Here is a 25,414-nt window from a genome sequence, read left to right as displayed (position 1 = left end):
CAGCCCGCGTGCCTGGCCTGCCGCACTGACCCCAACGGCCCCTGAAGGCAGGGCCGTTCAGCCCAGTGTGCACAGACCTTCGGCATCCGGTGCCGACCGGCGTGCGGGACGAGAGTAAGTCGCGTCAGGCAACGACCCGACCACCCCTGAAGGGAATTACGACCATGGCCGTGCACGAGCACCCTCACCGGAGCTCCGGCTTCCACCTGCCGTCCTTCCGCAGGCACCGGACCACCTCCGCATCCGAGTCCGCCGTGTCGGCACGCACCGACACGAGCGCCGCGCGGGCGTACGCCTTCGCGTCCCTGCGTCTGCTCACCGGGTTCGTCTTCCTGTGGGCCTTCCTCGACAAGACCTTCGGATTCGGCTACGCCACCCCGTCCGGCAAGGGCTGGATCGACGGCGGCTCGCCGACGAAGGGATTCCTCGGCTCCGTCGCCGCCGGGCCCATGGAGTCCACCTTCCACTCCTGGGCCGGCGACCCGTGGGCGGACTGGCTGTTCATGCTCGGCCTGCTCGGGATCGGCCTCGCCCTGACCGCCGGGTTCGCGCTGCGGATCGCCGCCCTCGCGGGCACCGCGATGATGGCGCTGATGTGGATCGCCGAGTGGCCGCCCGCCAAGCACCTCTCGGACGGCTCGCCGAGCATGTCCACGAATCCGTTCGCCGACTACCACGTCATCTACGCCGTGGCCCTGATTGTCCTGGCTGCTGCCGCCGCCGGCGACACCTTGGGTGTCGGCAAGCTCTGGGCCAAGCTCCCGCTCGTCCGCAGTAGCCGCTGGCTTCGGTGACCGCGGGAGGCGCGGCGGGCCCCGACGCGGGTCCGCCGTGCCGAGTGGTACAGGGGGTCGGTCGGCCCAAATCCGGGACCGGCGGCCCCTGTCCGAGGAAATCCCCGAAGACAACGCTCGAATCGGCTCCTCACCCCAGGAGGTGGAGATCATGCTCCGCACCATCACCGTAGGCCTCGACGGCTCGCCGGAGAGCCGGGCCGCCGCAGAATGGGCGGCCCGCGAAGCGAAGCTGCGCGACCTGCCACTGAAGATCGTCCACATCTGGGAGGCGGTACCGGAGTCCATGACTCAGGCGCCCGTCCTGGGAGGCGAGACCCATCAGCACTGGACCGAGCGAAGCGGGATGGGGGTGCCCCCGGCCGAAGGCTGGGGGAGGATCCCCCGCGATGCCGCCGAGGGCATCAGCCTGTGCCATCCCGGCGTCGAGGTGACCAGCGAGCACGTCGCCGGCCGCCCGGGCGAGGTCCTCGCCGAGGTGGCGAAGAGCGCCGAACTGCTCGTCCTGGGCTCGCGCGGCCTCGGCGGGATCGGCGGGTTCGTGGTCGGCTCCGTCGGCCTGTCCGTCGTCGCGCACGCGGAGCGCCCCGTGGTGCTGGTCCGCGCGCTGGAGCCGGCCGCTGACGAGCATGAGATGGATTCGGCGGGTGTTCCGTCCGCCGCCATGCCGTTGCGGCCCGTGGTTCTCGGACTCGACGTCGAGCACCCGGACGGGACACTGCTCGAATTCGCCTTCGACGCCGCCGCGCGCCGCGCCACGTCCCTGAACGTCGTGCACGGCTGGTTCCCGCCGCCCTACTACGCCTACGGCACGCCGGCCAACCCCGCACTGCACGAAGCACTCGCCTTGAGCGACTCCAAGGCTCTGGCCGAGGCGCTGCGGCCCTGGCGGCAGAAATTCCCGGACGTGGAGGTCGTCGAGACCTCCCGCTACGGCAGCGCGGCCGTCCACGTCGTGGACGCCTCCCGCGAGGCCTCCCTCGTCGTCGTGGGCCGGCGGATCCGCCGCAGTCCGTTCGGCGCCCACATCGGCCACATCACACACGCCGTGCTGCACCACTCCACCGCCCCCGTCGCCGTCGTGCCCCACGGCTGACCGATACCCGGGAAGAAGAGACGCATGAAAGCAGCGGTCGTACAAGCATTCGGCGACCCTCTGGTCATCGAGGAGCGCCCCGAACCGGAGCCCGGCCCCGGCCAAGTCCGCGTCCGTGTGGAGGCGTCCGGGCTCTGCCACACCGACATCCACGCGGCGCACGGCGACTGGCCGGTCAAGCCGAACCCGCCGTTCGTCCCTGGGCACGAGGGCGTCGGCCTCGTCGAGGTGCTCGGCGAGGGCGTCACCCACCTGTCCGTCGGGCAGCGGGTCGCCGTGCCCTGGCTCGGCAAGGCGTGCGGACGGTGCGAGCACTGCCTGTCCGGCTGGGAGACGCTCTGCGAGCAGCAGATCAACACCGGCTACGGCTGCGACGGCGGCTACGCCGAGAAGATGCTCGCCTGGGCCGACTTCGCACAACCGGTTCCGCAGGGCATCACCGCCCTGGAGGCCGCCCCGCTGACCTGCGCGGGTGTGACGACGTACAAGGCGCTGAAGGTCGCCGACGTCCGGCCCGCCCAGCTCGTCGCGATCTCGGGCATCGGCGGGCTCGGCCATCTGGCCGTGCAGTACGCGAAAATCGCCGGCGCCTCGGTCGCCGCGATCGACGTCACCGACGAGAAGCTCGAACTCGCCGCGGAACTGGGCGCCGACCTCGTCATCGACGCTCGCAAGCAAGACGTCGGCGAGGAACTCAAGCGGCACGGTGGCGCGCACGCGGCCATCGCACTCGCGGTGAACGACGCGGCCTTCGAGGCCGTCAACTCCGGTCTGCGGCGCGGCGGCAAGCTGGTCATGGTGGCCCTGCCGGCGCACGGCACGCTCCGGGTGCCCATTTTCGACACCGTGCTGAACGGCACCTCGGTGATCGGCTCGATCGTCGGCACGCGGCAGGACCTCGCCGAGGTCTTCCAACTGCACGCGGCCGGCCGCACCAAGGTCATCTACGAGGCCCGTCCCCTCGCCTCCGTCAACGACTCCATCGACGAGGTGCTGCGCGGCGGGGTCAAGGCCCGGATCGTCTTCGACATGAGTGCGGGACGGTGAGGACGGTGGACCTCCCGCTCGTCGTCGGGGTCGATGGCTCCGAACGCAGCCTGCGGGCCGTCGACTGGGCGGCCGACGAGGCCGCCCTGCGGGGGCTGCCGCTGCGCCTGGTGTACGCCTCTCTCTGGGAGCGGTACGAGGGTGCCGCGCTTGCGGGGGATCTGGGTAAGCCGTCCGAACAAGTGATGGCCGAGGACATCGTGCGGGTCGGCGCACGGCGGGCCCGCCTGCGCCAGTCCGACCTCGAGGTCTCCACCGCCGTACTGCCCGAGGAACCCGAGTACGCACTCGTTCGCGAGGGACGCCACGCCTCTGCGGTGGTGCTCGGCACTCGCGGGCGCAGCGGTCTCGTCGAGATGCTGCTCGGGTCGGTCAGCCTCACCGTCGCCGCCCACGCCGACTGCCCGGTGATCGTGCTGCGCGGCAGCCACGACAACCAGGCCGGCGCCGGAATCCATGGCCGCGTCGTCGTGGGTGTCGGCGAGAAGGGGTCGAACTCCGCCGCCCTGCGCTTTGCCTTCCAGGAGGCGAGGCTGCGCCACGTGCCGCTGGACGCTGTACGGGCCTGGCGGTGCCCGGCGCACGAGACCACCGACCACCCCCTGCTCGCCAGCGAACCGGCACGGCTGCACGAACAGCACGCCACCGAGGTCCTGGAGGAGGCACTGAAGAACGCACCCGCGGACGTGGAACTGCACCGGCGCACGATCGAGGGCCCGGCCCGCAGGGTGCTCCTGGCCATCTCGCACGAGGCCTACCTGCTGGTGGTCGGCGCCCGGCGTAACCCGGGGCACCTCGGGCTCCAGTTGGGGCGTGTCGCCCACGGGACGCTGCACCATGCCGCCTGCGCTGTGGCGGTCGTACCCGAGCGGGTGTGAGAGCGGTGGCCGGCTACTCGGGGGCTCGCGGCGTGGTCGGGGACGGAGGTCTGCAGATCGCGCGAGAGGTGCCCATAGCCGGTCGACTCCGGCCGGTTCGGCAGCTCAAGGACCGGCGCCGGAACCGCTCCTGCGGCTCGGTGTCGCTCACCGAGAACCAGTGCTTGCGCTGCAGGATCCCGTCCTCCACGAGCATCCGCTCGAAGATCGGGCACCGCCGCAGGAAGAGCTGGTACTCCTCCTTCGTGCACAAGCCCATCACGTGCTCGACGCCGGCCCGGTTGTGCCAGGACCCGTCGGCTCGGGCAACGCCGCGATCCGGGCGACGGGGGGTTGAGCTGCTCGGAGACCCGTCCCCTGCGTGGAGCCCGGCCCTCATCACCTGCTGTCGCTCGTCCCCGTCTCGGGGAGCGCGGCCCGCCCGGCCTCCAGACGCGCGACCGGGACGCGAAACGGCGAGCAGGAGACGTAGTCGAGGCCCGCTGCATGGAAGAAGTGGACGGAATCCGGATCCCCGCCGTGCTCGCCGCAGACGCCGATCTTCAGGTCGGGTCGCGCGCGGCGCGGCCTTCGTCGACCGCGATCCGGACCAGACGGCCCACGCCTGCGCGGTCGATCGTCTCGAACGGTGAGGTGGCGAAGATGCCTTTGTCGAGGCGGAGAAGATCGCCGCCTCGACGTCGTCGCGGGAGAAGCCCCAGGTGGTCTGGGTGAGGTCGTTGGTGCCGAAGGAGAAGAACTCCGCCTCCTCGGCGATCGGGCCTGCCATGAGTGCGGCCCGGGACAGCTCGATCATGGTGCCGACCGGGCAGTGCACGGGGACGCCGGACTCCTTGGAGACCTCGGCCAGGACTCGCTCCACCTCCTCGCGTTCGATGCGAAGCTCCTCGACGGCGCCGACCAGCGGCACCATGATCTCCGCCTCGGGGGAACCCCCGGCCTTCGTGCGTTCCACGACCGCTTCGGCGATGGCCCGCACCTGCATGGCGACCAGCCCCGGGACGACCAGACCCAGGCGGACACCGCGCAGGCCGAGCATCGGGTTCTCCTCATGCATGCGGCCGACGGCGTCGAGCAGCTCGGTGTCGTGCGGGTCGGGCACAGTGCCATGGGCTTCGGCGGTGGCGACACGTACGGCGAGTTCGGTGTGGTCGGGCAGGAACTCGTGCAGGGGCGGGTCGATGAGCCGGATGGTGACCGGCAGGCCGTCCATCGCCTCCAGGATGCCTATGAAGTCCTGCCGTTGGAGCGGCAGCAGGGCGCTCAGCGCCTCCTCGCGCTCGGTCTTGTCGCGGGCCAGGATCATCGCCTCGACCAACTTGCGGCGCGCGCCGAGGAACATGTGCTCGGTGCGGCACAGCCCGACGCCCTGCGCGCCGAACCGCCGGGCCCGGGCGGCATCCTCGGGGGTGTCTGCGTTAGCGCGCACTTCCAGCCGCCGGATGCTGTCCGCCCTCTCCATGGCACCGGCCACGGCCTCGACCAGCCCGGCCGACCGCTCGCCCGTCTCGAAGTACCGCATCACCGCGGAGTCGACGAGCGGAACAGCACCCAAGTAGACGGCGCCCTCAGAGCCGTCGACGGAGACGACCGTGCCCTCATCGACGGTGGCGTCGCCCACAGTGAGGCGGCGCGTCTCGGTGTCCACGGTGAGTTCCTCGGCACCGCACACGCACACCGTGCCCATGCCGCGGGCGACCACGGCCGCGTGGCTGGTCTTGCCGCCGCGGCTCGTCACCACCGCCTGCGCGGCGATCATGCCCGGCAGGTCGTCGGGCGTGGTCTCCTGGCGTACGAGGACGACCTTCTCGCCCGCGGTAGCGCGGCGGACGGCTTCGGCGGAGTCGAACACCGCTGCCCCCACGGCCGCGCCGGGTGAGGCCGGAAGGCCGTGCGCGAGAGCCTTGCCGACGGCCGAGGTGTCGAACCGGGGGAACATCAGACGGGCAAGCCGGTCACCGCTCACGCGGGCCAGGCCCTCGTCGGCGGTGATCAGGTCCTCGTCGACCAGCTCGGCGGCGATGGCGAACGCGGCCTCGGCGGTGCGCTTGCCCACCCGGGTCTGCAGCATCCACAAGCGGCCGCGCTCGATGGTGAACTCGATGTCGCACAGATCCCGGTAGTGAGTCTCCAACGTCCGCAAGTGGTTCTGCAGTTGCAGGTATGAGGTCGGATCCAGTTCCTCCAGGGCGGTCAGCGGGACGGTGTTGCGGATGCCGGCCACGACATCCTCTCCCTGTGCGTTGGCCAGGTAGTCGCCGTACAAGCCGGGCCGTCCCGTGGCCGGGTCGCGGGTGAAGGCGACGCCGCTGCCGGAGTCGGGGCCGAAGTTGCCGAAGACCATGGTCTGCACGTTGACCGCGGTGCCCAGGTCGTCGGCGATGTGCTCGCGGCGGCGGCACACCTGGGCGCGCTCGCCCTTCCAGGACTCGAAGACGGCGAGGACCGCCCGGCGCAGCTGCTCGTCCGGGGACTGCGGGAAGTACTCGCGGGTCTCCCGGTGGATCAGGTCCTTGTACGTCTCGACGAGCCCGGCCAGATCCGCCGCGTTCAGGCCCAGGTCATTCGCCGCGCCCCGGACCCGCTTGAGGTCCGACATGGCGTTCTCGAACAGGGAGCCGTCGACGCCCAGGACAGTGCTGCCGAACATCTGCACAAGGCGGCGGTAGGAGTCCCAGGCGAAGCTTTCGTTCCCGGAGACCTTCGCCAGGCCGAGGACGGAGTCGTCGTTGAGGCCGATGTCGAGGATCGTCTCCATCATGCCCGGCATCGAGAACCGTGCACCGGAGCGGACGGACAGCAGCAGCGGGTCGTCGGGCTGACCCAGCCGCCGTCCCCCGGCCTGTTCCAACGCGGTCAGGTGCTCGCGGATCTCGTGGGCCAGGCCGTCCGGCCCGGTGCCGGTGGCAAGGAAGGTACGGCAGGCCTCCGTGGTCACGGTGAAACCCGGCGGGACCGGCAGTCCCAGCAGGGTCATCTCGGCCAGGTTCGCGCCCTTGCCGCCGAGCAGGTCGGCCAGGTCACGGCCGCCTTCTGCGAAGTCGTACACGTAACGGACCATGACGCCGGTCTCCTCCGTCGGTCTTCGGGCTGGGTACAGCTCCAGCGTCCGACCGTGGCCGCAGGGGCAGGTGCCGCCGGTCCCCTCCTCTGGGCTGATCGGCCCAGGCGGGTCAGGGTCTCCTGGGCGACCACCAACCGGTCCGGCGCGGGGTGCGTGATCACCGGTCCATGGCGTACTCCGGACCCAGGGTTTGTTGAAACGGAGTCACTGAAGCGGAGTCCTGGTAACTCGGCCCGAATCGCTGTCGCCCCCTTCGGTCGGCGATTACCGTGGCACATGACCGGACCGGTGGGTGTCCGTGCGTTGAGGGGACCTGGAGGAGTGCAGGTGGTAAGCCCGGAGGAGGCCCGCATACGGCTGCCGCAACTGAGGCTGGACGAGCTGCTGGAGGAGTTGCATGCCCGCCTCGACGCGGCCCGCGGCACCCGCGACCGAGTGCACAGCCTGCTGGAGGCGGTGCTGTCGGTCGGACGTGAACTCGACCTCCAGCAGGCGCTGTTGAGTATCGTCGAGGCGGCGGCCGTGCTGGTCGACGCCGAGTATGCTGCCCTTGGCGTGATCGGCCCGGACGGCAGGCGGCTGTCGGCCTTTCACACGGTTGGGGTCAGCGACGAGGAGATCGCCAGAATCGGCCCGTTTCCCGAGGGGCACGGCATCCTCGGTGAGCTGATTCGCCACCCCGAGCCACTGCGGCTCGCGAAAATCTCCCAGCACCCGGCCTCGTATGGCTTCCCGGCTCACCACCCGCCGATGAACACCTTCCTGGGGGTGCCCATCCGCGTGCGTGACCAGGTCTTCGGCAACCTGTACCTGACCGAGAAGCGCGGCGGTGCCCAGTTCGACGAGGAGGACCTCTCGGTCATACTCACTCTGGCCGTGGCGGCCGGCGTCGCGATCGACAACGCCCGCCTGTACGAGGAGTCCCGGCTGCGCGAGCGCTGGCTGCAGGCGAACGCGGAGGTCACCCATCGCCTGATGTCCGGCGGTGCGCGCGCCGACGTTCTCGGTCTGATCGCGGAGCGGGCCGGTGAGATCACCGGGTCGGCCCTGGCGGCGGTCGCGCTGCCCATGGAGGACACCGGGTCACTTGCCGTGGAGATCGCCGTCGGGATGGACGCCGAGGCGCACCGGGGGCTCGTACTGTCCATGGACAGGAGCCTGATGGGGCTGGCCTTCTCCAGCGCGCTCCCGGTTACCAGCGCGGATGTCAGCCACGACGAACGGATCTCCCTGGAGCCTCCGCGCTTCGGAGGACTCGGCCCTGCCGTGGCCGTGCCCATCGGTACCGGCGAGGCGGGTGCACGAGGCGTGGTCCTTCTGGCGCGAGAGGCCGGTCGACCGGTTTTCACTGTGACGGAGACCGAGACCCTGCAGTCCTTCGCCGCGCAGGCCGCCATTGCGATGGAACTGGCGGAACGCCGCCAGGACGCCGAGGAGGTCGCGGTGCTCAAAGACCGCGACCGGATCGCGCGGGACCTGCACGACCTGGCGATCCAGCGGCTGTTCGCCACCGGCATGACGCTGCAGAGCGCCGGCCGCTTCATCGAGCACGAGCAGGCCGCCGAGCGCGTTGTGCGCGCGGTCGACGACCTGGACGAGACCATCAAGATAATCAGGTCGACGATCTTCGGCCTGCGCACGCGCGAGGGCGCCGGGGAATCGGGTCTGCGGGCTCGTGCCGTACGGGTGGTCGGGGAGGCGGCGCCGATTCTTGGCTTCGCCCCCAGCGTCCGGATGGAGGGCCTCCTGGACACCGACGTGCCGAGGGCGATCGCCGACCACGTGGTGGCGGTGCTCTCCGAGGCCCTGACCAATGTCGCGCGGCACGCCCATGCGGCCCGGACCGAGGTGGTCCTGGCCACGGATGGGCGGGAGGTACGCCTGTCGGTCACGGACAACGGTGTGGGCATCCCGGCTGACGGCCGCCGCAGCGGGCTGCGCAACATGGCGGAGCGGGCCGAGCAATTGGGCGGCGGGCTGGAGCTGAGGGAACCCGAGGGCGGCGGCACCACGCTGGTGTGGCAGGTGCCGTTGGTGAAACCGTAGGGTGCCACCGGCACGGTGCTCGCCCTCGACGACGGGGCACCTGCGGCCCACGATTCGAGGCCGCCCCTAGTACTGCGCCGTGGGAGACGTCCGCTGGACGACCGCCCTGCGCACTCCCGTGCCGGTGAAGAGCAGGGCTCCCATGGCCACTGCGGCCAGGAGGAGCAGCCCCAGGGCGTACGAGCCGTAGGCACCGTACAGCGAGCCCATGATCAACGGCGGTATGAAGCCGCCCAGGCCGCCGGCCGCTCCGACGACGCCGGTGACCGAGCCGGTGCGGCTCGGCGGTGCCAGCAGGGCCACGAAGGCGAAGGTCGCTCCGCTGCCGGCGCCCAGGGCGCCCGCCATGGCAAGGAACGCAGCCGTGCCCAGTGGATTGAGGGGCGGCGTGAAGGACTGCACGAGCGCGCCGGCAACGACCACGGCCAGCGCTCCGGACAGGATCCGCACCGGGCCGACAGCCAGCCGCCGACCGGCCGCATCGCCACGGCGAGCAGCACGAACCCTGCCATACGGTTGGCCGCGTCGGCCTGCGTGAGGCCGTAGCCGGTCTTCAGGGGACCAAGCCCACAGACCTTGACCGAACAGATAGAGAGCAATGCCCATGACCTGTGGATCGGCCTTGGGTTGGACGCGGAGGGCGTACCTTCCCGAGTGATCGACTTCTGGTCATCGAGTAGGCCGACGTTGCACCGTCGGTCGGGAAGGCACGCCCGTGCTGAGCGTAGTGAATGCCGATGGAACGACCGAGACCGGCTCTCTGATCGACGACATCGTCCGTGAGGGTGCAAGGCGGATGCTGGCCGCCGCGCTGGAGGCCGAAACCGATGCCTATATAGCCGAGTTGGCTGGCGACCGCGACGAGCGGGTACCGTCTGGTGGTCCGCAACGGCCACCACCAGCCGCGGAAGGTCACCACCGCGGCCGGTACGGTCGAGGTGAAGGCCCCGCGGGTGAACGACAAGCGCGTCGACGAGGCGACGGGTGAGCGCGTTCTCCTCGGCGATCCTGCCGCCCTGGTGCCGCAAGTCCCCGAAGATCAGCGAGGTGCTGCCGCTGCTCTACCTGCACGGCCTGTCCACCGGCGACTTCGTGCCCGCCCTGGAGCAGTTCCTGGGCAGCTCCGCCGGACTCTCCCAGGCGACCGTGACGCGGCTCACCCAACAGTGGCAGGCCGACCACACCGCGTTCGGCGAGCGCGACCTGTCAGGGGCCGACTACGTCTACGTCTGGGCCGACGGCATCCACCTTCGCATCCGCCTGCGCGAGGCCAGGTCATGTGTGCTGGTATTGATGGGCGTGCGCGCCGACGGCACCAAGGAACTGATCGCCACGGCCGACGGCTACCGCGAATCGGCCGACTCCTGGGCCGACTTGCTGCGGGACGCCCAGCGACGCGGCATGCGCGCCCCCGTCCTCGCGGTCGGCGACGGAGCCCTGGGCTTCTGGAAGGCGATCAGCGAGGTGTTCCCCGCCACCCGGCATCAGAGGTGCTGGGTTCACAAGACCGCCAATGTCGCGAACGCCCTGCCGAAGTCCGCGCAGCCCGGCGCGAAGAAGGCCCTGCAGGAGATCTACAACGCCGAGGACCGCGACCATGCGCTCAAGGCCATCACTGTGTTCGAGAAGACATACGGCGCGAAGTTCCCCAAGGCCGTCAAGAAGATCACCGACGACTCGGACGAGCTGCTGGCGTTCTACGACTTCCCGGCCGAGCACTGGATCCACCTGCGGACCACGAATCCCATTGAGTCGACCTTCGCCACCGTCCGGCTGCGGACCAAGGTCACCCGCGGGGCCGGCAGTGCGGCCGCTGCCCTGGCCATGGTCTTCAAACTCGTTGAGTCCGCCCAGCAACGGTGGCGGGCGGTCAATGCACCCCACCTGGTCGCCCTCGTCCGAGCCGGCGCCCGCTTCGAACGCGGCCACCTCGTCGAACGCCCCGATCCCCTCGCGGCCTAGGGTGACCCCACGATGACCATTCACGACACCTACGGGACCAAGACCCACACGGTCAAGGAGCTGGCCGGGCTGCTCGCCCCACTCCTCAACCTGACCTTCGCCGAGCACGACAGCTACTTCCGCGGCGAATACCTCAAGGCCGAGGCAGGGGGCGCTGAGATCGAGATCCAGCCCAACGCAATCCCTGGAGACGACGAAGAAGACGATCTCTACGCTTCGGAGCACGCAGCATTCCAGACCCTCGTGCTGGTCACTGCACCGGCATTGGACAGCGTGCTCAACAGCACCCTGACCTCCATCGAAGGGCTCGAAGCACTGGCCCATGAAGCGTTCTGATCCGTTGATCCACAACTATTGACAATTACTCACAGATAGAAGCACCCCGACCAGGCGAGACAATCCGCGGGGCTGGCTGACCGACGACGCCCTGCTGTGACCCTGCACCGGCGGGGCCAGGTGGGCCTGCGCGACATCGCGGCCCGGCTCGTCATCACCAGGCGCCGAGAGAGGCCGGCCCACCTCACCCGACACCCTCATGCGCACCTTCACGCGCAACCTTCACGTCGGGGGGCTACCGGACACGCTTCAGTGCCACGCACACCGCAAGCCACGGCAAGCGCGCCTGACACCCTGGAGGCGTCCGGCGAGGCAATCAAAGCCGGCCAATGCTCCTCAATCGCGGCCCTGATCCGGGACTCGGCATCCATGGCGCCGCCTCTTCCGTAGCAGTCTCAGCCTAGGGTCTGTCGTCGAACGGGGGCGATCAGGCGCTCGTAGGTCGTGATGGTGGTGAAGCCATGGCCCCTACATTTCCTGCGTCGCGGCTGGTGGCTGGGGCCGCCATGACTCAGGTCCGCCCCCTCGGACTCCGTCAGCGTGGCCAGTCTCGCCTTTGGCTCGACGATCACGGCTGGTGGCTGGGGCTTGTCGAATTCCCTTCGCCCGGGTGCAGCCAGGGCAGTGGTCTGCCGGACGTACGCCCTGGCCTTGATCGGCTATGCCACCAAGCGGGGACGGGGTCACAAGCTCAGTCGGCCGCCGTGACTGCGTCCCTGATGAGGCGGCGGGCGGCCGCGTCGGTACGGGCGACGTCATGGGTCACCAAGCGGTCCTGACACAGACCGCGCAGGCCGGAGACGAGAAGCGTGGCCCGTGTCCGCGCCTGCTGTGGCGGATGACCCAGCCGGACGTAGGCCCCGGCGATGGGGCCGATCATGACCTCGACGGTCTCGGCCGCGATGTCGCCGTACTGCTCGGAATCGGTGGCGGCCAGGCTGAGCAGCTGCAGCAGCATGCGGACCGGTCCGGACTGCTCCCCGACGGTCATCGCCTCCCACAGGGTATGGGCCGCCTTGCGCAGTCCCGCGCTGTCGCGGACGCCGTCGAACATCGCGTGCGCGTCGGGACGGCTGGCGGCCAGCGCCTGGGCCAGCAGGTTCTCGCGGCTGCCGAAGTAGTACAGAAGCATGCGCTTGGTGGTGCCGATCGACTCGGCGAGTGGACTCAGCGACATCTGCGCGACGCCGTGGTGCTGGAGGTGGTGCACCACCTGCTTCAGCAGCTCGGCGCGCTTTTCGGCGTTGACGGGGCGAGGCACGCTTTGACTGTACCGACCGGTACACGTAAGGTCCAGCAGACGTAGATGTGCCGATCGGTACGTTAATCGAGTGGCGCCGTGGCGACGGTCAGGCGCGGGGCAGCCGAGAGGGGCGCCGTGAAACTGATTGGACCGCGAATGGCGAAGGACCACCGGTACCGGAGGGGCGGCCATGGGGTTACCGGGCATCCGGTCGGTCGTGTGCCCCGCGGGCTCCGCGGCATGGCTCGCCGCGGCCAAGGGGTGGTCCTGTGAAACACCGGATCGAGCGTCCCCGGGGCATATCCGTGGCCAGAGTCCTCGTCGAGACCCTCACGATCCCGGCAGTACTCTTCCTCGGCCTGCTCTTCTGCTTCCCCATGGCCTTTCACCAGCCTCAGCCCCACCACGCCAAGCTCGTGATCGCCGATCCCGCAGTGGAACGCGATGTCGACACCGCCCTGCAGCGGCAGCATCCCGGCGGGTTCGACGTCACCGCCGTCACAGACGCCCGAGAAGCCCGCCGGGCGGTGCTGGACCGGGACGCCGTGGCAGGCTTCGCCGCCAAGGGCGGACATGCCGTGCTGTACGTGGCCAAGGCCAACGGCGCGACCCTGGAGCAGGCGCTGACCAAGGGCTTCACCCAACTTGCGACGCGCAACCACCAGAAGCTCACCGTCACGGACGTAGCCCCCACGGTCAGCAAGGACGGGCCCGGCACCACCGTGGTCTACTTCGGGATCGCCTGGAACGTCCCCGGCTACATACTCGCCACGACCCTGCTGCGAGCGGTGACCTTCAACCGGCGCAAGAAGCTGATCACGGTCGCAGGCGTCGCCGGCCTGTTCAGCGTCGTGGGTTTCCTCGTCGGCGCGGGACTGGGCTTCTTCCCCAACGACCCCACGGCCCTGGCGATCGCCTTCCTGCTCACCACCGCCGTGGCCACGTTCTCCCTCGGCATGGCGCCCTTCGTCAAGCACTTCTTCCCACTGGCGGGTCTGGGCCTGTACGTCGTGCTGAGCGTTCCCTCCAGCGGCCTGGTCCCCGTCCAGCTGCTGCCGGGGTTCTTCCAAGCCCTGCACGCCGTCATGCCGCTGGGCAACGCGGTCGACGCCCTGAGAGGAGTGCTGTACTTCGACGGTGCCGGGGTGCTGAAGCCGGTCCTCGTGCTGTGCGTGTGGATCACCGCGGGTATGGCGCTGCTGGGCCTCGACGCCTGGCACCACCACCGCATGGCCCTACGACGGGGAGCGCAGGACGAGCCCGAGGACATTCCCGAACCGCCGGTGGAGGACCCCTCCGTGGAAGCGCCCACACCCACCGCGCTACCGGTCCATCCCCACCACTTCGGCGAGCTGTTGCCGATGCTGGAGGGCACCGTCCGCGACGGCGAACAGCAGCCCATCCGCCATGTCGCGGTGACCGTCATGGACACCGGCGGCCGGCAGTTGGTGCGCACCACGACGAACGCGCGCGGCGAGTACGCCGTGACCGGACTGCCCGAGGGATACATCAGCATCGTCGTCTCGCACCCCGGCCGAGACCCCCTGGTCCACCAGAAGCTGCTGCAGTCCGGAGTGGCCGTCCGGGCCGACTTCACCCTGCATGACCGGCGCAACGCGACGTCAGTCCGCGCGGGCGCTCAACGCCTCGATCCCGGACACGCGAGACACGGATCTTGAGACCACGCAGACGGCGTTGGCCGGCGCCGACGAGGTGGGTGCGCCTTGCTCGACGTGCACCGCGACGATCTCGGTCTCCGGAAAGGCCGCCGCGCCTGAGTGGCGGTGGACCCCGGCGCCATCCCACAGCCGGAGGATATGGCGAAACCATCGCTCTCTTTGCTGGACATGAGCGGAAAACAAGAACGCCGGGATCGGCAGCGGCCCGGGCTGGAGGGAAACACATGCCTGACAAGAATCACGCCACGGTGGCGGTCACCGGGGTGACCGGTGCGCTCGGCAGCCGGATCGCGGCCCGACTCGCCGGCCACGGCGTCCCGCAACTCCTCGTCGGACGTAGTCCCGACCACATGCCCGAACTGCCAGGCGCCCAGCGACGCGGTCCGGCCGCGTACGCCGACGCCGCGGACATGCGCAGGGCGCTCGAGGGCGCGTCGACCCTCATCCTGGTCTCCGGACACCGTACGGGTCGCCGGCTGGAGGAACACGCCACCGCGGTCGAGGCCGCGATCGCGGTCGGCGTGGACCGGGTCCTGTATGTGTCCCTCGTCAGCGCGGCGCCCACCGCCACCTACCTCAACGCCCGCGACCAATGGCTGACCGAACAGTTCCTGGCAGGGGCCGGGATCCGCCACACAGTGCTCCGGGCGGGCTTCTACGCGTCGACGCCTGCCGCCCTCGCCAACGAGGAATTCGTTGTGAGCGGCCCTGCGACGACAGGCCGGGCCGCCTTCGTCACCCACGAGGACATCGCCGCCGTGATCACGGCCGTCGCCCTCGACGACGGTCCCCGCTCGGAGCACGACGGCGCGACCCTTGAGATCACCGGGCCCGAGGCCCTGACTCTCGACGAAGCGGTCACCCGGATCGCCGCAGCCACCGGTCGGCCCTACCGCTACGAACCCGAGACCCTCGAGGAAGCCTTCGCACGGCGATGGCGACTGGGCATGAGCGGGGAACAGATCGAGACATGGATCTCGTGGTACCAGGCGATCGAGAGGGGCGAGGTTTCCGTGGTCACCGACGTGGTTCCCCGGCTCACCGGCTCACCGGCGACCCCGATCTCGAACGCAGCCTGGTGGCCCGCGACGAACACCGCGCGGGGTACCGCTGAGTTCAGGCGGAAGCGAAGCTAAGACGGTGTCTCTGGGCAGAGTGCACGAGAAAGGAACTCTGGGACATCGCGCAATCTATTGATTCATGCGACTACCAGATCCCAGATGAAGCCCACATGCGTACCCGCAGGATGGGCCCACCTGCGCAGCAGTCAATCACCAGATCATGCGATGCACCGCGCGCTTTTCCCGCTCGACACTGGTCGCGTTGCCAGTTACTACTCTCGGGAAATTACGGAGTGATTATTTTGCGCATCAAAGGACAAGTTCGTACGGCGCATCGCGACCGCCGCTGCTTCTCTGGCATTCGCCGGAGGTGCCCTCCTCACCGCCGGGGGTCCGCGAAGGCGGCTGCTCTTCCGGCCGACACGCGCGTCCCTGCCCAGGTGGGTGCAGTGGCGGAGACGGGGACCGCCGGTGGGCACCACGGCGGACACCGCGGACACGTCTGGGACCGCTCCACGTACGACCGCTTCTACCCGCGGATCTGGGAGCAGCTGAAGATGTTCGGGTTGGCGTAATGGCGCAACACCGGCATCACCTGGTCCCGAGATGTTCCGTGGCACGCCGCGGGAATATCCGGAACGACGTCTGCGGCTGTGGCCATGTGGAATCCGGGAAACCTACCGGTGTCGGTGGAAGTGCGCGAGGATGGACCGCAAGTGACCAAGGAAGACACCGGCCGCCACGGCCTCTCGCCGGACCGCCGCAGGAAGCACACCGCTGAGCTGCTCGCCGCGTGCGCCGCCTGTCTCATACCGTGGACCGTGATGCTGGGTCTGACGCTGCCGTCGTCCCGCCACGTGCACGAGTGGCGCCTGACCTGGGTCGGATTCGACGTGCTGCTCATCATGGCGTTGGCATCCACGGCGTTGCTGGCCTGGCGCCGCAGCCGTTCGGTCATCCTGTACGCGCACGCCACAGCGGTCCTGCTGATCTGCGACACCTGGTTCGACATCTCGCTCGACGCCGGCACCGAGGACATCTGGATGGCGGGAGGCCTTGCCCTGGCCACCGAACTGCCGCTCGCCGCCTTCCTCATCCATCGGGCGCACTCCCTGATCGCCCTGCTGCCATGGCCGCCCTCGCACACCGCCATCGGCGACACCGCCGGGAGCCGGACGGAACCGGTCCCGGACGGGGAGACCCTCCCCCCGGGCCTGCGGACGCGTGGATGACCGGAGGGGTTCATTCGAGGGCGTCTTTGCCCAGGTACTCGCGGATGTACCTGGAAAAGTCGTGTCCTTCGCCGATCACTTCGCCGCGTGTGTCAAGCACGAGGGCATAGTCGTCGGTGTCCACCAGGTAGACGCGATGCCCTCGGCGTCGAAGCCGGTCATCGGTCCCGCGGCCAGGCCGGCCGCGCGGACGCCGATGATGAAGTAGCCGACCTGGAGGAGCGCGTTGAGCCTTGCGAACCGCTCACGCACCGCACGCTCGGCGAAGAGATCCCTTGCCTGCGGGAAGTGGGGGAACTGGCTGGGCAGTTCCTCGTGGAACTCATTGTCTGCGGCGAGGCGCGGCGAGTGGGGCGGCCGCGGTCTTCTTGCGGTTTCCCTCGGACAGGTGTCCGCTCAGGCGTTCACGCGCCTCGGCGGAACGGACCAGCACGATACGCAGCGGTTGCTGGTTCATGCTGGTGGGCCGTACTTGACCAGTTCGTAGATGGCCTTCATCTGGTCGTCCGTCACCGGGTCGTCGGTGAAGGTGTTGGCGGTCCGTGCCTCCCGGAACAGAAGGGCCTGGGCTGCGGGGTCGAGTGCGAGTGACATGGTGAACCTCTTACGGGTGTGCGGCTTCGGCATCTAGGCCGGTACCTCGCGGGTCGTTGATTCGTATGGTGTGACCGGTCCGGGGGTGTCCTGGGCCGGGGGTGTGGCGTTGGGTGGGGTGTGTCGATGACTTCCCGGTCCCCGCGGCCACGGTCTCAACGTCAGCGTTTTGAAGTGGCGGTGACGTCCGTGGTGGAGAAGCGTCTGGGCGCTCTGCCTGTCGCTGCCTGGTTTCTGCGCCGGCTGGATGTCGCCGGGATCGTCGACGAGGTGTGTCCTGGTGGCGGGAGTGCGCTGGTGACGCACGGGCAGGTGATCGAGGCGTTGGTGGCCAACCGGCTGACGTCGCCCGCGCCGCTGGTGCGGGTGGAGGACTGGGCCAGGTGCTGGGCGGTGGAAGAGGTCTTCGGGATCGAGCCCGGCCTGCTCAACGATGACCGTCTGGCCCGGGCACTGGATGCGATCGCTCCGCACCTGGAGCACATCGCGGGCACGATCGGAGCGCGGGCGATCGGTGAGTTCGGGATCGATGTGGCCCGGATGCACTGGGACATGACCAGCATGTCCGTGCACTGGTCCTTCCCGGTCGAGGGGCAGGACGAGGACTTCCCTGTCATCGGCTACGGGCATCCCAAGGACCGGCGCTTCGATCTGAAGCAGGTCCAGGCCGGGCTCGCGGTGTCGGCCGACGGCGGCATCCCGCTCCATGCCCGGGTCTTCGGCGGTGGTGCGGCCGAGGTCAGCCAGGTCGTCGGCGCGATGAAGGACCTGCGGGCCATGGCCGGTGAAGGCAGCCCCGCCGACGCGCGCCCGCACCGCATCAGCGCCCGCAAGGTGAAGTCCGCACTCTCCCGCTACCCCGGCAGCCCCGCCGACGCGCGCCCGCTGACCAGCCAGAACATCACCCATCTCGCGATCGCGATCTACGCGGCGCATCCCAGCACGCCCACGGCGGACACGAGTACCCCTGCGACACCGACTGCCGCCGGACGCCCGGGCCGACGCGACCGCACGCTGCAACTCCTTCGCACCGATGACCAGCGAGCGTGGAGCCTCAAAGAGCTCGCCGACACCCTCGGCATCGCGCACTACCGAAGCTTCTGCGCACAGTTGGGCCACTGGGTCACGGACGGAATCCTGAGCCGGACCGGACGCGGGCTCTACACGCTCCAGCCGGAATGGCGCTCACCACAAAGACCCACCCCACCAGCAAAGATCGCGGATTCGCCTGACCCATCCATCGACTAACTACGCGGCCTTGGGCTTCAGCGACGGGTAGTTGACTCGACGACGGTACGGGTCACCGTCGCGTCTGCGGGCGCCCGTACCGCGTTGAGCACGGCGGCGGCCACCGACTCGGGCCGCAGGAACTGATCCGGGCGGTACTCGCGGCCGGCCCGGTCGGCCGCCTTGCGTTGCAACTCGGTGTCGGTGGGACCCGGGTGGATCGAGGTCACCCGGACTCCGTTGGGTGCCTCTTCGGCCTGAAGTGCCTCTGCGAAGGCTCGCAACGCGTATTTGCTGGCGGCGTAGGGGCCGCGGTGCGCCTTGATCCGGAGTCCGGACCCCGCGTTGATCAGGACCACCTGTCCTTGGCAGCGGCGCAGGGACGGCAGGAGCAGGCGTGTGAGTTCGGCGGCGGAGAAGAGGTTGACCGCGAAGATTCGCTGCCACGCGTCCAGTGGGGTGTCGGCGATCGTGCCGGGCTCCGCGACGGCGGCGTTGTGCACGAGCACGTCCAGTCGGTCGATGTCCGTCGCGGCCTGGGCGAGGCTCCCGGGATCCGCCAGATCGACCGCCCAGGGGCCGGCCTTGCCTGGCAGGTCGCGGGCGATGGCCTCGAGCGTCCGGGCGTCGCGGCCGCCGAGGAGCAGATCGTGTGTGGGTGCCAGTGCACGGGCGATGGCCGCTCCGATGCCCCGGGAGGCTCCTGTCACCAGGGCGCGCGGTCGTGGAGTCGTCATGGTGTGCTCCCTGGTGGAACGGGCTGGAAGGTGACCGGCAGGCTGGTCAGTCCACGCATGAACCGGCTGTGTCCCCAGGCCAGTTCGCAGGAATCGCTCGCGAGCGCCAGTGCGTCGCAGCGTTCCAGGAGGGCGCACAGCGCGATCGCGGCTTCCGCTTTGCCGAGCGGCGCGCCCAGACAGTGGTGGATCCCGTGTCCGAAGGCGAGGTGCCCTCGGCTGTCGCGGAGGATGTCGAACCGGTCGGGCTCGGCGAAGCGGGCGGGGTCCCGGTTGCCGGCGCCGTAGGACAGCAGTACGGCCTCTCCGCCACCGGGAACGGTGACGTTTCCGATCCTCATGTCGCAGGTCGTGAACCGTAGGACGGGCGCCATTTTGATGGGGCCGTTCCAGCGCAGGATCTCTTCGATCGCCTGCCCCATGAGGTGTGGCTGTCTGCGGAGCAGTTCCAGTTGCTCGGGGTGTTCCAGCAGGGCCAGTACCCCGCTGCCGATGAGATTTGCGGTGGTCTCGAAACCGGCCACGAGGAGGAGGAAGGACATGCCGATCACCTCGTCCTCCCGGTGATCGGCTGCGAGGAGTCGTCCCAGCAGGTCGTCGGCACGGGCGGGGGACTGCCTCTTCGCTTTCAGAAGTCCGGTGAGGTACTCCCGCATCTCGGAGGCGGCTCGGGGCATGCGGCGGTGGTCTCCTTCGCTCATCTCGATGTAGACGCCGGCGAGCCGTGCGAAGGTGTCCCGTCCCCGGGCAGGCACGCCCAGTACTTCCGAGATGACCGTGAGCGGCAGACGCTTCGCGAAGTCGGTGATGACATCCAGGCGCCCCAGTGGAAGGACGGGGGACAGGAGCTCGTCGGTGATCTGCTGGATGCGTGGGCGCAGGGCCTCGATGCGGCCAGGGGTGAACTCACCTGCCACCAGTTCTCGGAGTCTGGTGTGGTCCGGAGGGTCGCAGCGGAGCATATTGCGGGTGACGGTGTAGGTCTCGGTGGCGAAGACCCACGGAGTGGTCTGCACGGTCCTGTTGCCGCGCCGCGGATCGTTGCTGAGCCGTGGATCTTTGCTCGCCGTGCGGATGTCCTCATGGCGCGTGACGAGCCATACGGGCACGCCGGCGAACACCACGCGCCGTACGGGCTTTTCGGCCCGTAACTGTGCGAGCAGCGCATAGGGGGCATCGACGTAGCCCCTCGCGTCCACAAGATCAGTGAGAACGCCGGAATCCCGGTGCCCCGGCGGCATGGGGCAGGCGACTGCGTCGTTGACCTCTTCTGCGTTCACGGGCCCTCCATGGAGCGCACGGCTGTTCGGGTCCGGTGAACCCGTGCATGGGCGGGCACGGCCAGGCGCACCGGCAGCGGGTCGCAACGGGGGTTCGAGGGGTCGCCGGTACGGGGGGTCCATGCGCCCCATGAGTGGTACATGCTGCAGTTCCGGCGTTCCAGGTAACAGATGAGATTGATCGGCCACCCGGTGTTGGCGAAGACGTATGTGTCCATGCGCGTCGGGTGCTCGCTCAGCCGTGACCCGCCGCCCGGTGAGTCGATGTTGTGCCAGTCGGGGTGCAGGTGTATCGACCCCAGAATGTCCAGCCCGTCCAGTTCGGCGTCCCGCAGGATGCGCAGCAGGTCGGTGGAATCGCACCAGTATCCGCGATGCGGGTTCTCATAGGCCGCTCCGAAACAGGGAACGATGGATTCCGAGAATTCCCCCAGGGCCGCGCTGTCGGTGGCCCGGACGTTGCGGCCGAATTCGACGCGCTGGATGCGGGCGCTGTCGCCCTGCATACGGCCGACCAGCACTCCGAAGCAGGGGTAGGGAAAGTTCGGCCTGATCGATTCGTAGACACGCAGAGCAGCGTCGAGGAACGTGGAGCAGGCGGCGCTCTCCAGGAAGACGTGCACGGAGTCCGCGTCCAGGTGGGGACCACTACCGGTCATGACGATCAGCCTCCGTTCGCATGACAGCAACGGAAGTGAACCCGCGCAGCCGCCCAACCCTCTGGGCGGGCGGCCGTGCCTGCGCGAGATCGGGAAGACGCCGCCGCAGCCGTCGCAGCAGCATCGCCATTTCCAGGTACACCAGTTCGGCGCCGAGGCAGTAGTGGGCGCCTCCGCCGAAGCTCAGGTGACGTGCCTCGCCGCGCCCCGGCCAGAACTCGTCGGGCTGGGTGAACACACCCGGATCCCTGTTGGCGGCACCCAGCACCGGCCAGACCTGCGCTCCCCCCGGTATCGTCACGCCGCCGAGGACCACCGTCCTGGCGGGAATGCGGGGAGCGGGCGTGAACTGCACCGGCGCGTCGTAGCGGAGTACCTCGTCGACGAACATCCGGGCACGGACGGGGTCGTCCAGGAAGACCGCCCATTCCGGGTGACGGATCATCAGGACGACCCCGGTCTCGATCGCCGCGGCGATCTGCGGGTACCCGGCGACCGTGAGTCCCGTGAGGATGCTGACCAGTTCGTCGTGCGGCAAGGCCTCGGGACAGGCGGTGTGTGTTCGGACGAGTTCGGACATCAGATCGTCGCCGGGCGCGCGGCGCCGTCGAGCCACTTCCCCTTGGAGGTAGTCGGTGAGCTGCTGCATCGCCACTCTGCCGTTGCTGTTGTGTTCGGGCAGCGGGCCGGAGGTGGGGAAGATGTCGGTGACGAGTGTGGAGACGCGCTCTTGATCGCCCTGCGGCAGTCCCAGCACGTGCATGATCGTGTCGCGGGGAAATGCCTCGGCCAGCGTGGTCATGTCGGCGACTCCGTGGCGGAGCGTCTCCACTACGGGTTCGAGCAGGTGGTCGCAGAGTCTGCTGACCCACGGCTGCTGGCGTCGCACGTGCTCGACGAAACGCCGAGCGACCGCGGTGCGCATTCTGGTGTGCCGGGGTGGATTCTGCGCGCTCATGACGCGGGACAGCACAGGCGCGCAACAGCCGGCCGTCCCCGCGGACGGCCGGGGACCGCCCGGGGCGAGGAAGTACGCGCGCTCGGTCAGTACACGCCGGCAGTCCGTGTACCGGGTCAGGAGGTAGGCGCCGGTCCGGCACCGGTACACCGGTTCGGTCTCACGCAGCCATTCATAGACGGGGTAGGGGTCGCCGGCGTGAACATCCGTGAGGGCGTCGGTGGAGCCGATGGTTCCCATGGCATCAACCCCTCGGGGCGATGAAACGGAGGTCTCGTGTCAGGCCACTCTCCATTGACGACTCCAAACGGGTGACACGCGACTCGGAGCACAGCCGGATTACTCCAAATGGGTGAGCAGCGGTCGTGCTGGTGCTCCAGATCTTTTTCCAGTGGGCCGACGGGAAGTCCACGCATGCAGTGATGTCTGTGGCGGCGTCCAGCAGCATGGTCTTGACCTGGGGAAACTGCCGGGCCGAGCATGTCGGCCTCCACGTTCAGCTGGGAGCCGACGGTCTCGGCGATGGCCTGCGCGAAGAGGGTACGGATGGTTGCCGCCCCCCTCTCTCTCCTGATCCCTTTTCGATCACCGCGAAGACGTCTCGCACGAAGTGAACTCGGCACCGCTGCCAGGCCACGCAGAGGAACACGATGCGGATCGTGGTCACCAGCCCGCTGTGGCTGTCGCAGATGATCAGCTGAACGTTGTCCAGGCCGCGAACACGTAAAAGGTCGCTTTCTCCCGCTGTTTCATTCCGGAACCTGTGCTTGATGTGGTTTTGCTGACTCGCCCCAGGGAACGGCGGCTTCGCTGGTGAGGGGGCGGGCCATCAGGTCGGTCATGGCCAGGTGGATCACGGCTTCGGAGCGAGCGGGAAGGGCTTCGCAGTCGCGGGCCAGACGGTGGTGGAACATCAGCCGACCGTAGGTGCGTTCCTCCGCCCACCGCTTCGGGATGGGCGTGAAGCCCCTGCTCCCGGGGTGCGTTGGACGATTTCCATGTCTGTGCCTTCAGAGGTCGAGCGGCGACGTGCCGTTGCCGGGGGCGGGGCGCACTCGCGTCAGGAGTCGTTCCTCCAAGACGGTTGCGTAGATGGCAGCGCCGGTGGCGGCGGGATGGCTCGGGGGCCAGATCCCGCGGCGGAAAACGCAGCGGCGGCCGCGGAAAAGCACGACCACCCTGGCGGCGACGACCAGGTCGCCCGTGGTATCGGGTACGGCTTCGTGCGTGAACGACTCGAGCTCGCAGCCCCGTCGCGCGCACGGGTCCTTGACCGCCCGGCGGGCGCACCGCAGGAACGTGTCGGTGTATTCCTGCGGTCCGCCCCAGGACGAGTGGTCGTCAGTCACCGCAGTTGTGCACCGCGGTGTCTGCCTGGGCCACCTCGTCCTCCCCGCCGATGGCGGGGAGGACGAGGTGGACACCGTTGACCTTGAGGCCGGCATCAGCGTCGGTCGCGGGAAGTTGTTCGTTCACGATGAGTCGGCCACCTCCGACAAGGGGGATCTAGGTATTCGGAGCTCCCGACACGTTAGTGAGCAGACCGGCGTCGGTGTCAGGCGGGTCCGCGGGGTTCGGCACCCCGTGGAAACGCCGGACCCCGACGCCGTTGTGCCCGCCTACCCCCAGTGGGTCTTGCCGCGCCGCACCGGGACGTGCATGAGGTCGGTGCCCAGGAGCATGCTGCCGCCGTAGTCGGACCGGCGTGCGCTGTCGCGGAGCAGGCGGCGCCACGTCGCGTCGGAGACGGCGGCGGGGTTCCCCGGGCTGAGGTGGGTGGCGACCAGGGTGCCGGCACCGGCCTCGGCGGCGATCCGCCCGAGTTCGGCCACGTTGGTGTGGGTGGCCAGGATGTGGTCGATGAGGGACTGCGGCAGGCCCAGACTGGCCAGTCCCTCGGGGTAGAGGGCCTCGTGCACCAGTACGTCCGCGTCCCGGGCCAGGGTGATGACGTTGGGGGAGAGGGTCGTGTCGCCGGAGAAGACGACGCTGCCGTGGTCGGTGTCGAAGCGGTAGGCGTAGGCGGGGAACACCGCGCCGTGCGGCACGAGGATGGCGCTGACCTTGACGTCGTCGTTCTCCATCACGGTGAACGGCCGCATGGCGGGGGCGGTGTTCGTCGCGGAGGCGGCGACGGCGTCCGGTGGCAGGACATCGTGGACGTCCAGCAGGGTGGCCGGGTCGATGCCGATCTTCTCGGTCATGAAGAAGGTGGGGGCAGCGGCGTATGCCTGTCCGGCCAGCCTGGTCATCTCGACGGTGCCCGGCACGGGACCTGGGGCACCGGCCACGGTGGAAGGGATGCCGACGGGGCCTGGGCCGTAGACGGACACCGGTGTCCGGAAGCCCTGAGCACCGGATGCCCCGGCGGCCAGCAAGGCCATCAGTGGATCTCAGCCTTTCTCAGTTGATATCTTGTCGCGTGAAGCTTTCCGAGTGGGCGGCACGTAATGGCGTGCACTACCAGACCGCGTGGACGTGGGCGAAAGAGGGCCGTATGCCGGTCCCTGTGCGCCAGACACCGTCCGGCACGTGGCTGGTCGACGAGCCTGCTGTAGAGGCATCCGGGCGGGTGGTGGCGTACTGCCGGGTGTCCTCGACCGACCAGAAGCCGGATCTTGACCGGCAGGTCTCGCGTGTAGTCCAAGGTGCTACCAGGCTCGGCCTGCCGGTTGCGCAGGTCGTGACCGAGGTCGGTTCGGCACTGAACGGGCGGCGGCGCAAGCTGCACCGGCTCCTGTCCGATCCGGGCGCGGCCGTGATTGTCGTCGAGCACCGTGACCGGCTGGCCCGGTTCGGCGTCGAGCACCTCGAAGCCGCTCTGTCGGCGTCCGGCCGGCGTCTGGTCGTCCTGGACCCGACCGAGACCGCTGACGATCTGGTGCGGGACACCACCGAGGTTCTGACCTCGATGTGTGCCCGCTTGTACGGGCGGCGGGCGGCGAAGAACCGGGCCGCGCGGGCGGTGGCCGTGGCGACGAGCGAGGCCGCCGAGTGAAGAAGTTCCAGGTGCAGCCCGGTTTCGTGGTGCAGGCGTTCCGGTTTGCGCTGGACCCCAACGCCGCTCAGGAGCGGGCGTTGCGCTCGCACTGCGGTGCGGCGCGGGCCGCCTACAACTGGGCTGTCGGCTGGGTTGAGGCCTCGTGGTGGCAGCGCCGCGCCGAGGAGTCGTACGGCATTCCCGAGGCGGAGCTGACGCCGTGGCGGGCGAGGTCGCTGCCCGCGCTGCGCAGGGAGTTCAACGCCGTCAAGCACACCGACCCGCGGTTCGCCGCCTGGTGGCAGGAGAACTCCAAGGAGGCCTACTCCACCGGTCTGGCCAACGCTGCCGCCGCGTTCGACAACTACGCGAAGTCCAGGCAGGGCAAGCGGCGGGGCCGCGTGGTGGGGATGCCCCGGTTCAAGTCGAAGCGGAAGGCCCGCCTGGCCTGCCGGTTCACCACCGGCACCATCCGCGTCGAGACCGGCGGCCGGCACGTCACGCTGCCACGCCTGGGCACGATCCGCGTCCACGAGCCCAC

21 protein-coding genes and 7 pseudogenes are annotated in these 25,414 nt (G+C 69.2%); 14 read left to right on the top strand and 14 right to left on the bottom strand.

Annotation, left to right across the window (positions count from 1 at the left end):
• The first annotated feature begins 164 nt into the window (after positions 1–164).
• The 4 genes from ACIBK0_RS47755 (at position 165) to ACIBK0_RS47740 (ending at position 3,815) form a co-directional block, all read left to right on the top strand.
• Positions 165–794: a hypothetical protein gene (locus tag ACIBK0_RS47755; RefSeq protein WP_399095461.1), complete on the top strand. Its 630-nt coding sequence runs from the start codon at positions 165–167 to the stop codon at positions 792–794.
• Between the two features lie 151 nt (positions 795–945).
• Positions 946–1,890, top strand: a complete 945-nt coding sequence (locus tag ACIBK0_RS47750) for a universal stress protein (protein WP_399095458.1) — start codon at positions 946–948, stop codon at positions 1,888–1,890.
• A 24-nt stretch (positions 1,891–1,914) separates the two neighbouring features.
• Positions 1,915–2,937 carry a zinc-dependent alcohol dehydrogenase gene (locus ACIBK0_RS47745; RefSeq protein ID WP_399095455.1) on the top strand — a complete coding sequence of 341 codons (1,023 nt, stop codon included), beginning with the start codon at positions 1,915–1,917 and terminating at the stop codon, positions 2,935–2,937.
• Positions 2,938–2,942: 5 nt separating this feature from the next.
• Positions 2,943–3,815 carry a universal stress protein gene (locus tag ACIBK0_RS47740; protein WP_399095452.1) on the top strand — a complete coding sequence of 291 codons (873 nt, stop codon included), beginning with the start codon at positions 2,943–2,945 and terminating at the stop codon, positions 3,813–3,815.
• A gap of 20 nt (positions 3,816–3,835) precedes the next feature.
• Here the strand turns inward: ACIBK0_RS47740 and ACIBK0_RS47735 are convergent.
• Positions 3,836–4,113, bottom strand: a pseudogene (locus ACIBK0_RS47735) (hypothetical protein); the annotation flags it as partial.
• Positions 4,114–4,193: 80 nt separating this feature from the next.
• A pseudogene (ppdK, locus tag ACIBK0_RS47730) lies at positions 4,194–6,876 on the bottom strand (pyruvate, phosphate dikinase).
• Between the two features lie 330 nt (positions 6,877–7,206).
• On the opposite strand from ppdK, the gene ACIBK0_RS47725 reads away from it, so the two are divergent.
• Positions 7,207–8,925 carry a GAF domain-containing protein gene (locus ACIBK0_RS47725; protein WP_399095449.1) on the top strand — a complete coding sequence of 573 codons (1,719 nt, stop codon included), beginning with the start codon at positions 7,207–7,209 and terminating at the stop codon, positions 8,923–8,925.
• Positions 8,926–8,991: 66 nt separating this feature from the next.
• On the opposite strand, the pseudogene ACIBK0_RS47720 reads toward ACIBK0_RS47725, so the two are convergent.
• A pseudogene (locus ACIBK0_RS47720) lies at positions 8,992–9,482 on the bottom strand (MFS transporter); the annotation flags it as partial.
• Positions 9,483–9,640: 158 nt separating this feature from the next.
• Here ACIBK0_RS47720 and ACIBK0_RS47715 point away from each other — a divergent pair.
• Together ACIBK0_RS47715 and ACIBK0_RS47710 are read left to right on the top strand one after the other, a co-directional pair.
• Positions 9,641–10,887, top strand: a pseudogene (locus ACIBK0_RS47715) (IS256 family transposase).
• Between the two features lie 12 nt (positions 10,888–10,899).
• The gene (locus ACIBK0_RS47710; protein ID WP_399095446.1) at positions 10,900–11,223 is read left to right on the top strand and encodes a hypothetical protein; all 324 of its coding nucleotides are present in this window, start codon (positions 10,900–10,902) and stop codon (positions 11,221–11,223) included.
• Positions 11,224–11,914: 691 nt separating this feature from the next.
• On the opposite strand, the gene ACIBK0_RS47705 is transcribed toward ACIBK0_RS47710, so the two are convergent.
• Positions 11,915–12,484, bottom strand: a complete 570-nt coding sequence (locus ACIBK0_RS47705; protein ID WP_399095443.1) for a TetR family transcriptional regulator — start codon at positions 12,482–12,484, stop codon at positions 11,915–11,917.
• A 251-nt stretch (positions 12,485–12,735) separates the two neighbouring features.
• Between ACIBK0_RS47705 and ACIBK0_RS47700 the strand changes: the two genes are divergently transcribed.
• From ACIBK0_RS47700 to ACIBK0_RS47685, 4 genes are all read left to right on the top strand, one after another.
• Complete coding sequence (locus ACIBK0_RS47700) at positions 12,736–14,145, top strand: carboxypeptidase regulatory-like domain-containing protein (RefSeq protein WP_399095440.1); 1,410 nt, start codon at positions 12,736–12,738, stop codon at positions 14,143–14,145.
• Positions 14,146–14,369: 224 nt separating this feature from the next.
• Complete coding sequence (locus tag ACIBK0_RS47695) at positions 14,370–15,281, top strand: NAD(P)H-binding protein (protein ID WP_399095437.1); 912 nt, start codon at positions 14,370–14,372, stop codon at positions 15,279–15,281.
• Positions 15,282–15,655: 374 nt separating this feature from the next.
• The gene (locus ACIBK0_RS47690) at positions 15,656–15,781 is read left to right on the top strand and encodes a hypothetical protein (protein ID WP_399095434.1); all 126 of its coding nucleotides are present in this window, start codon (positions 15,656–15,658) and stop codon (positions 15,779–15,781) included.
• 141 nt (positions 15,782–15,922) lie between these two features.
• Positions 15,923–16,438 (top strand): hypothetical protein, encoded by a 516-nt coding sequence (locus ACIBK0_RS47685; protein WP_399095432.1) that lies wholly within the window; start codon positions 15,923–15,925, stop codon positions 16,436–16,438.
• Positions 16,439–16,516: 78 nt separating this feature from the next.
• Here ACIBK0_RS47685 and ACIBK0_RS47680 read toward each other — a convergent pair.
• A pseudogene (locus tag ACIBK0_RS47680) lies at positions 16,517–17,032 on the bottom strand (malonic semialdehyde reductase); the annotation flags it as partial.
• A 174-nt stretch (positions 17,033–17,206) separates the two neighbouring features.
• On the opposite strand from ACIBK0_RS47680, the gene ACIBK0_RS47675 reads away from it, so the two are divergent.
• Complete coding sequence (locus ACIBK0_RS47675) at positions 17,207–18,280, top strand: DUF4277 domain-containing protein (RefSeq protein ID WP_399095429.1); 1,074 nt, start codon at positions 17,207–17,209, stop codon at positions 18,278–18,280.
• Between the two features lie 17 nt (positions 18,281–18,297).
• Here ACIBK0_RS47675 and ACIBK0_RS47670 read toward each other — a convergent pair whose 3' ends face one another.
• From ACIBK0_RS47670 to ACIBK0_RS47630, 9 genes and pseudogenes are all read right to left on the bottom strand, one after another.
• A complete protein-coding gene (locus tag ACIBK0_RS47670; protein WP_399095426.1) occupies positions 18,298–18,996 on the bottom strand; it encodes an SDR family oxidoreductase in 699 nt (232 codons plus the stop codon).
• Entirely contained in the window at positions 18,993–20,276 is a 1,284-nt protein-coding gene (locus ACIBK0_RS47665) for a cytochrome P450 (RefSeq protein WP_399095423.1), read from the bottom strand. The genes ACIBK0_RS47670 and ACIBK0_RS47665 overlap by 4 nt, the downstream gene beginning before the upstream one ends.
• Positions 20,273–20,935, bottom strand: a complete 663-nt coding sequence (locus tag ACIBK0_RS47660; protein ID WP_399095420.1) for a hypothetical protein — start codon at positions 20,933–20,935, stop codon at positions 20,273–20,275. Before ACIBK0_RS47660 ends, ACIBK0_RS47665 begins: the two co-directional genes overlap by 4 nt.
• Positions 20,925–22,133: a cytochrome P450 gene (locus ACIBK0_RS47655; protein ID WP_399095417.1), complete on the bottom strand. Its 1,209-nt coding sequence runs from the start codon at positions 22,131–22,133 to the stop codon at positions 20,925–20,927. The genes ACIBK0_RS47660 and ACIBK0_RS47655 overlap by 11 nt, the downstream gene beginning before the upstream one ends.
• A 127-nt stretch (positions 22,134–22,260) precedes the next feature.
• A pseudogene (locus ACIBK0_RS47650) lies at positions 22,261–22,620 on the bottom strand (transposase); the annotation flags it as partial.
• Between the two features lie 22 nt (positions 22,621–22,642).
• Positions 22,643–22,902 (bottom strand): annotated as a pseudogene (locus ACIBK0_RS47645) (IS5/IS1182 family transposase); the annotation flags it as partial.
• Between the two features lies 1 nt (position 22,903).
• Positions 22,904–23,242: a hypothetical protein gene (locus tag ACIBK0_RS47640; RefSeq protein ID WP_399095414.1), complete on the bottom strand. Its 339-nt coding sequence runs from the start codon at positions 23,240–23,242 to the stop codon at positions 22,904–22,906.
• Entirely contained in the window at positions 23,235–23,369 is a 135-nt protein-coding gene (locus tag ACIBK0_RS47635; protein WP_399095411.1) for a hypothetical protein, read from the bottom strand. The genes ACIBK0_RS47640 and ACIBK0_RS47635 overlap by 8 nt, the downstream gene beginning before the upstream one ends.
• Before the next feature lie 143 nt (positions 23,370–23,512).
• A complete protein-coding gene (locus ACIBK0_RS47630) occupies positions 23,513–24,277 on the bottom strand; it encodes an MBL fold metallo-hydrolase (RefSeq protein WP_399095408.1) in 765 nt (254 codons plus the stop codon).
• A 38-nt stretch (positions 24,278–24,315) separates the two neighbouring features.
• Here ACIBK0_RS47630 and ACIBK0_RS47625 point away from each other — a divergent pair, with 38 nt between their 5' ends.
• Together ACIBK0_RS47625 and ACIBK0_RS47620 are read left to right on the top strand one after the other, a co-directional pair.
• Positions 24,316–24,891: an IS607 family transposase gene (locus ACIBK0_RS47625; protein WP_399095405.1), complete on the top strand. Its 576-nt coding sequence runs from the start codon at positions 24,316–24,318 to the stop codon at positions 24,889–24,891.
• A partial coding sequence (locus tag ACIBK0_RS47620) for a helix-turn-helix domain-containing protein (RefSeq protein ID WP_399095402.1) occupies positions 24,888–25,414 on the top strand: 527 nt, incomplete at its 3' end. The genes ACIBK0_RS47625 and ACIBK0_RS47620, both read left to right, overlap by 4 nt.

Origin of the sequence: Streptomyces sp. NPDC050564, from assembly GCF_044457265.1 — a bacterium.
Taxonomy (GTDB): Bacteria; Actinomycetota; Actinomycetes; order Streptomycetales; family Streptomycetaceae; genus Streptomyces.
The sequence above is the reverse complement of the archived record's forward strand: the minus strand, read 5'-3'. Positions and strand labels throughout refer to the sequence as shown.

What these genes read in the sequence shown, in the direction of transcription:
- ACIBK0_RS47755 (WP_399095461.1), top strand. Translation starts at nt 165, where the DNA reads ATGGCCGTGCACGAGCACCCTCACCGGAGCTCCGGCTTCCACCTGCCG.
- ACIBK0_RS47695 (WP_399095437.1), top strand. Translation starts at nt 14,370, where the DNA reads ATGCCTGACAAGAATCACGCCACGGTGGCGGTCACCGGGGTGACCGGT.
- ACIBK0_RS47750 (WP_399095458.1), top strand. Translation starts at nt 946, where the DNA reads ATGCTCCGCACCATCACCGTAGGCCTCGACGGCTCGCCGGAGAGCCGG.
- ACIBK0_RS47655 (WP_399095417.1), bottom strand. Translation starts at nt 22,133, where the DNA reads ATGGGAACCATCGGCTCCACCGACGCCCTCACGGATGTTCACGCCGGC.
- ACIBK0_RS47710 (WP_399095446.1), top strand. Translation starts at nt 10,900, where the DNA reads ATGACCATTCACGACACCTACGGGACCAAGACCCACACGGTCAAGGAG.
- ACIBK0_RS47660 (WP_399095420.1), bottom strand. Translation starts at nt 20,935, where the DNA reads ATGACCGGTAGTGGTCCCCACCTGGACGCGGACTCCGTGCACGTCTTC.
- ACIBK0_RS47745 (WP_399095455.1), top strand. Translation starts at nt 1,915, where the DNA reads ATGAAAGCAGCGGTCGTACAAGCATTCGGCGACCCTCTGGTCATCGAG.
- ACIBK0_RS47630 (WP_399095408.1), bottom strand. Translation starts at nt 24,277, where the DNA reads ATGGCCTTGCTGGCCGCCGGGGCATCCGGTGCTCAGGGCTTCCGGACA.
- ACIBK0_RS47670 (WP_399095426.1), bottom strand. Translation starts at nt 18,996, where the DNA reads ATGACGACTCCACGACCGCGCGCCCTGGTGACAGGAGCCTCCCGGGGC.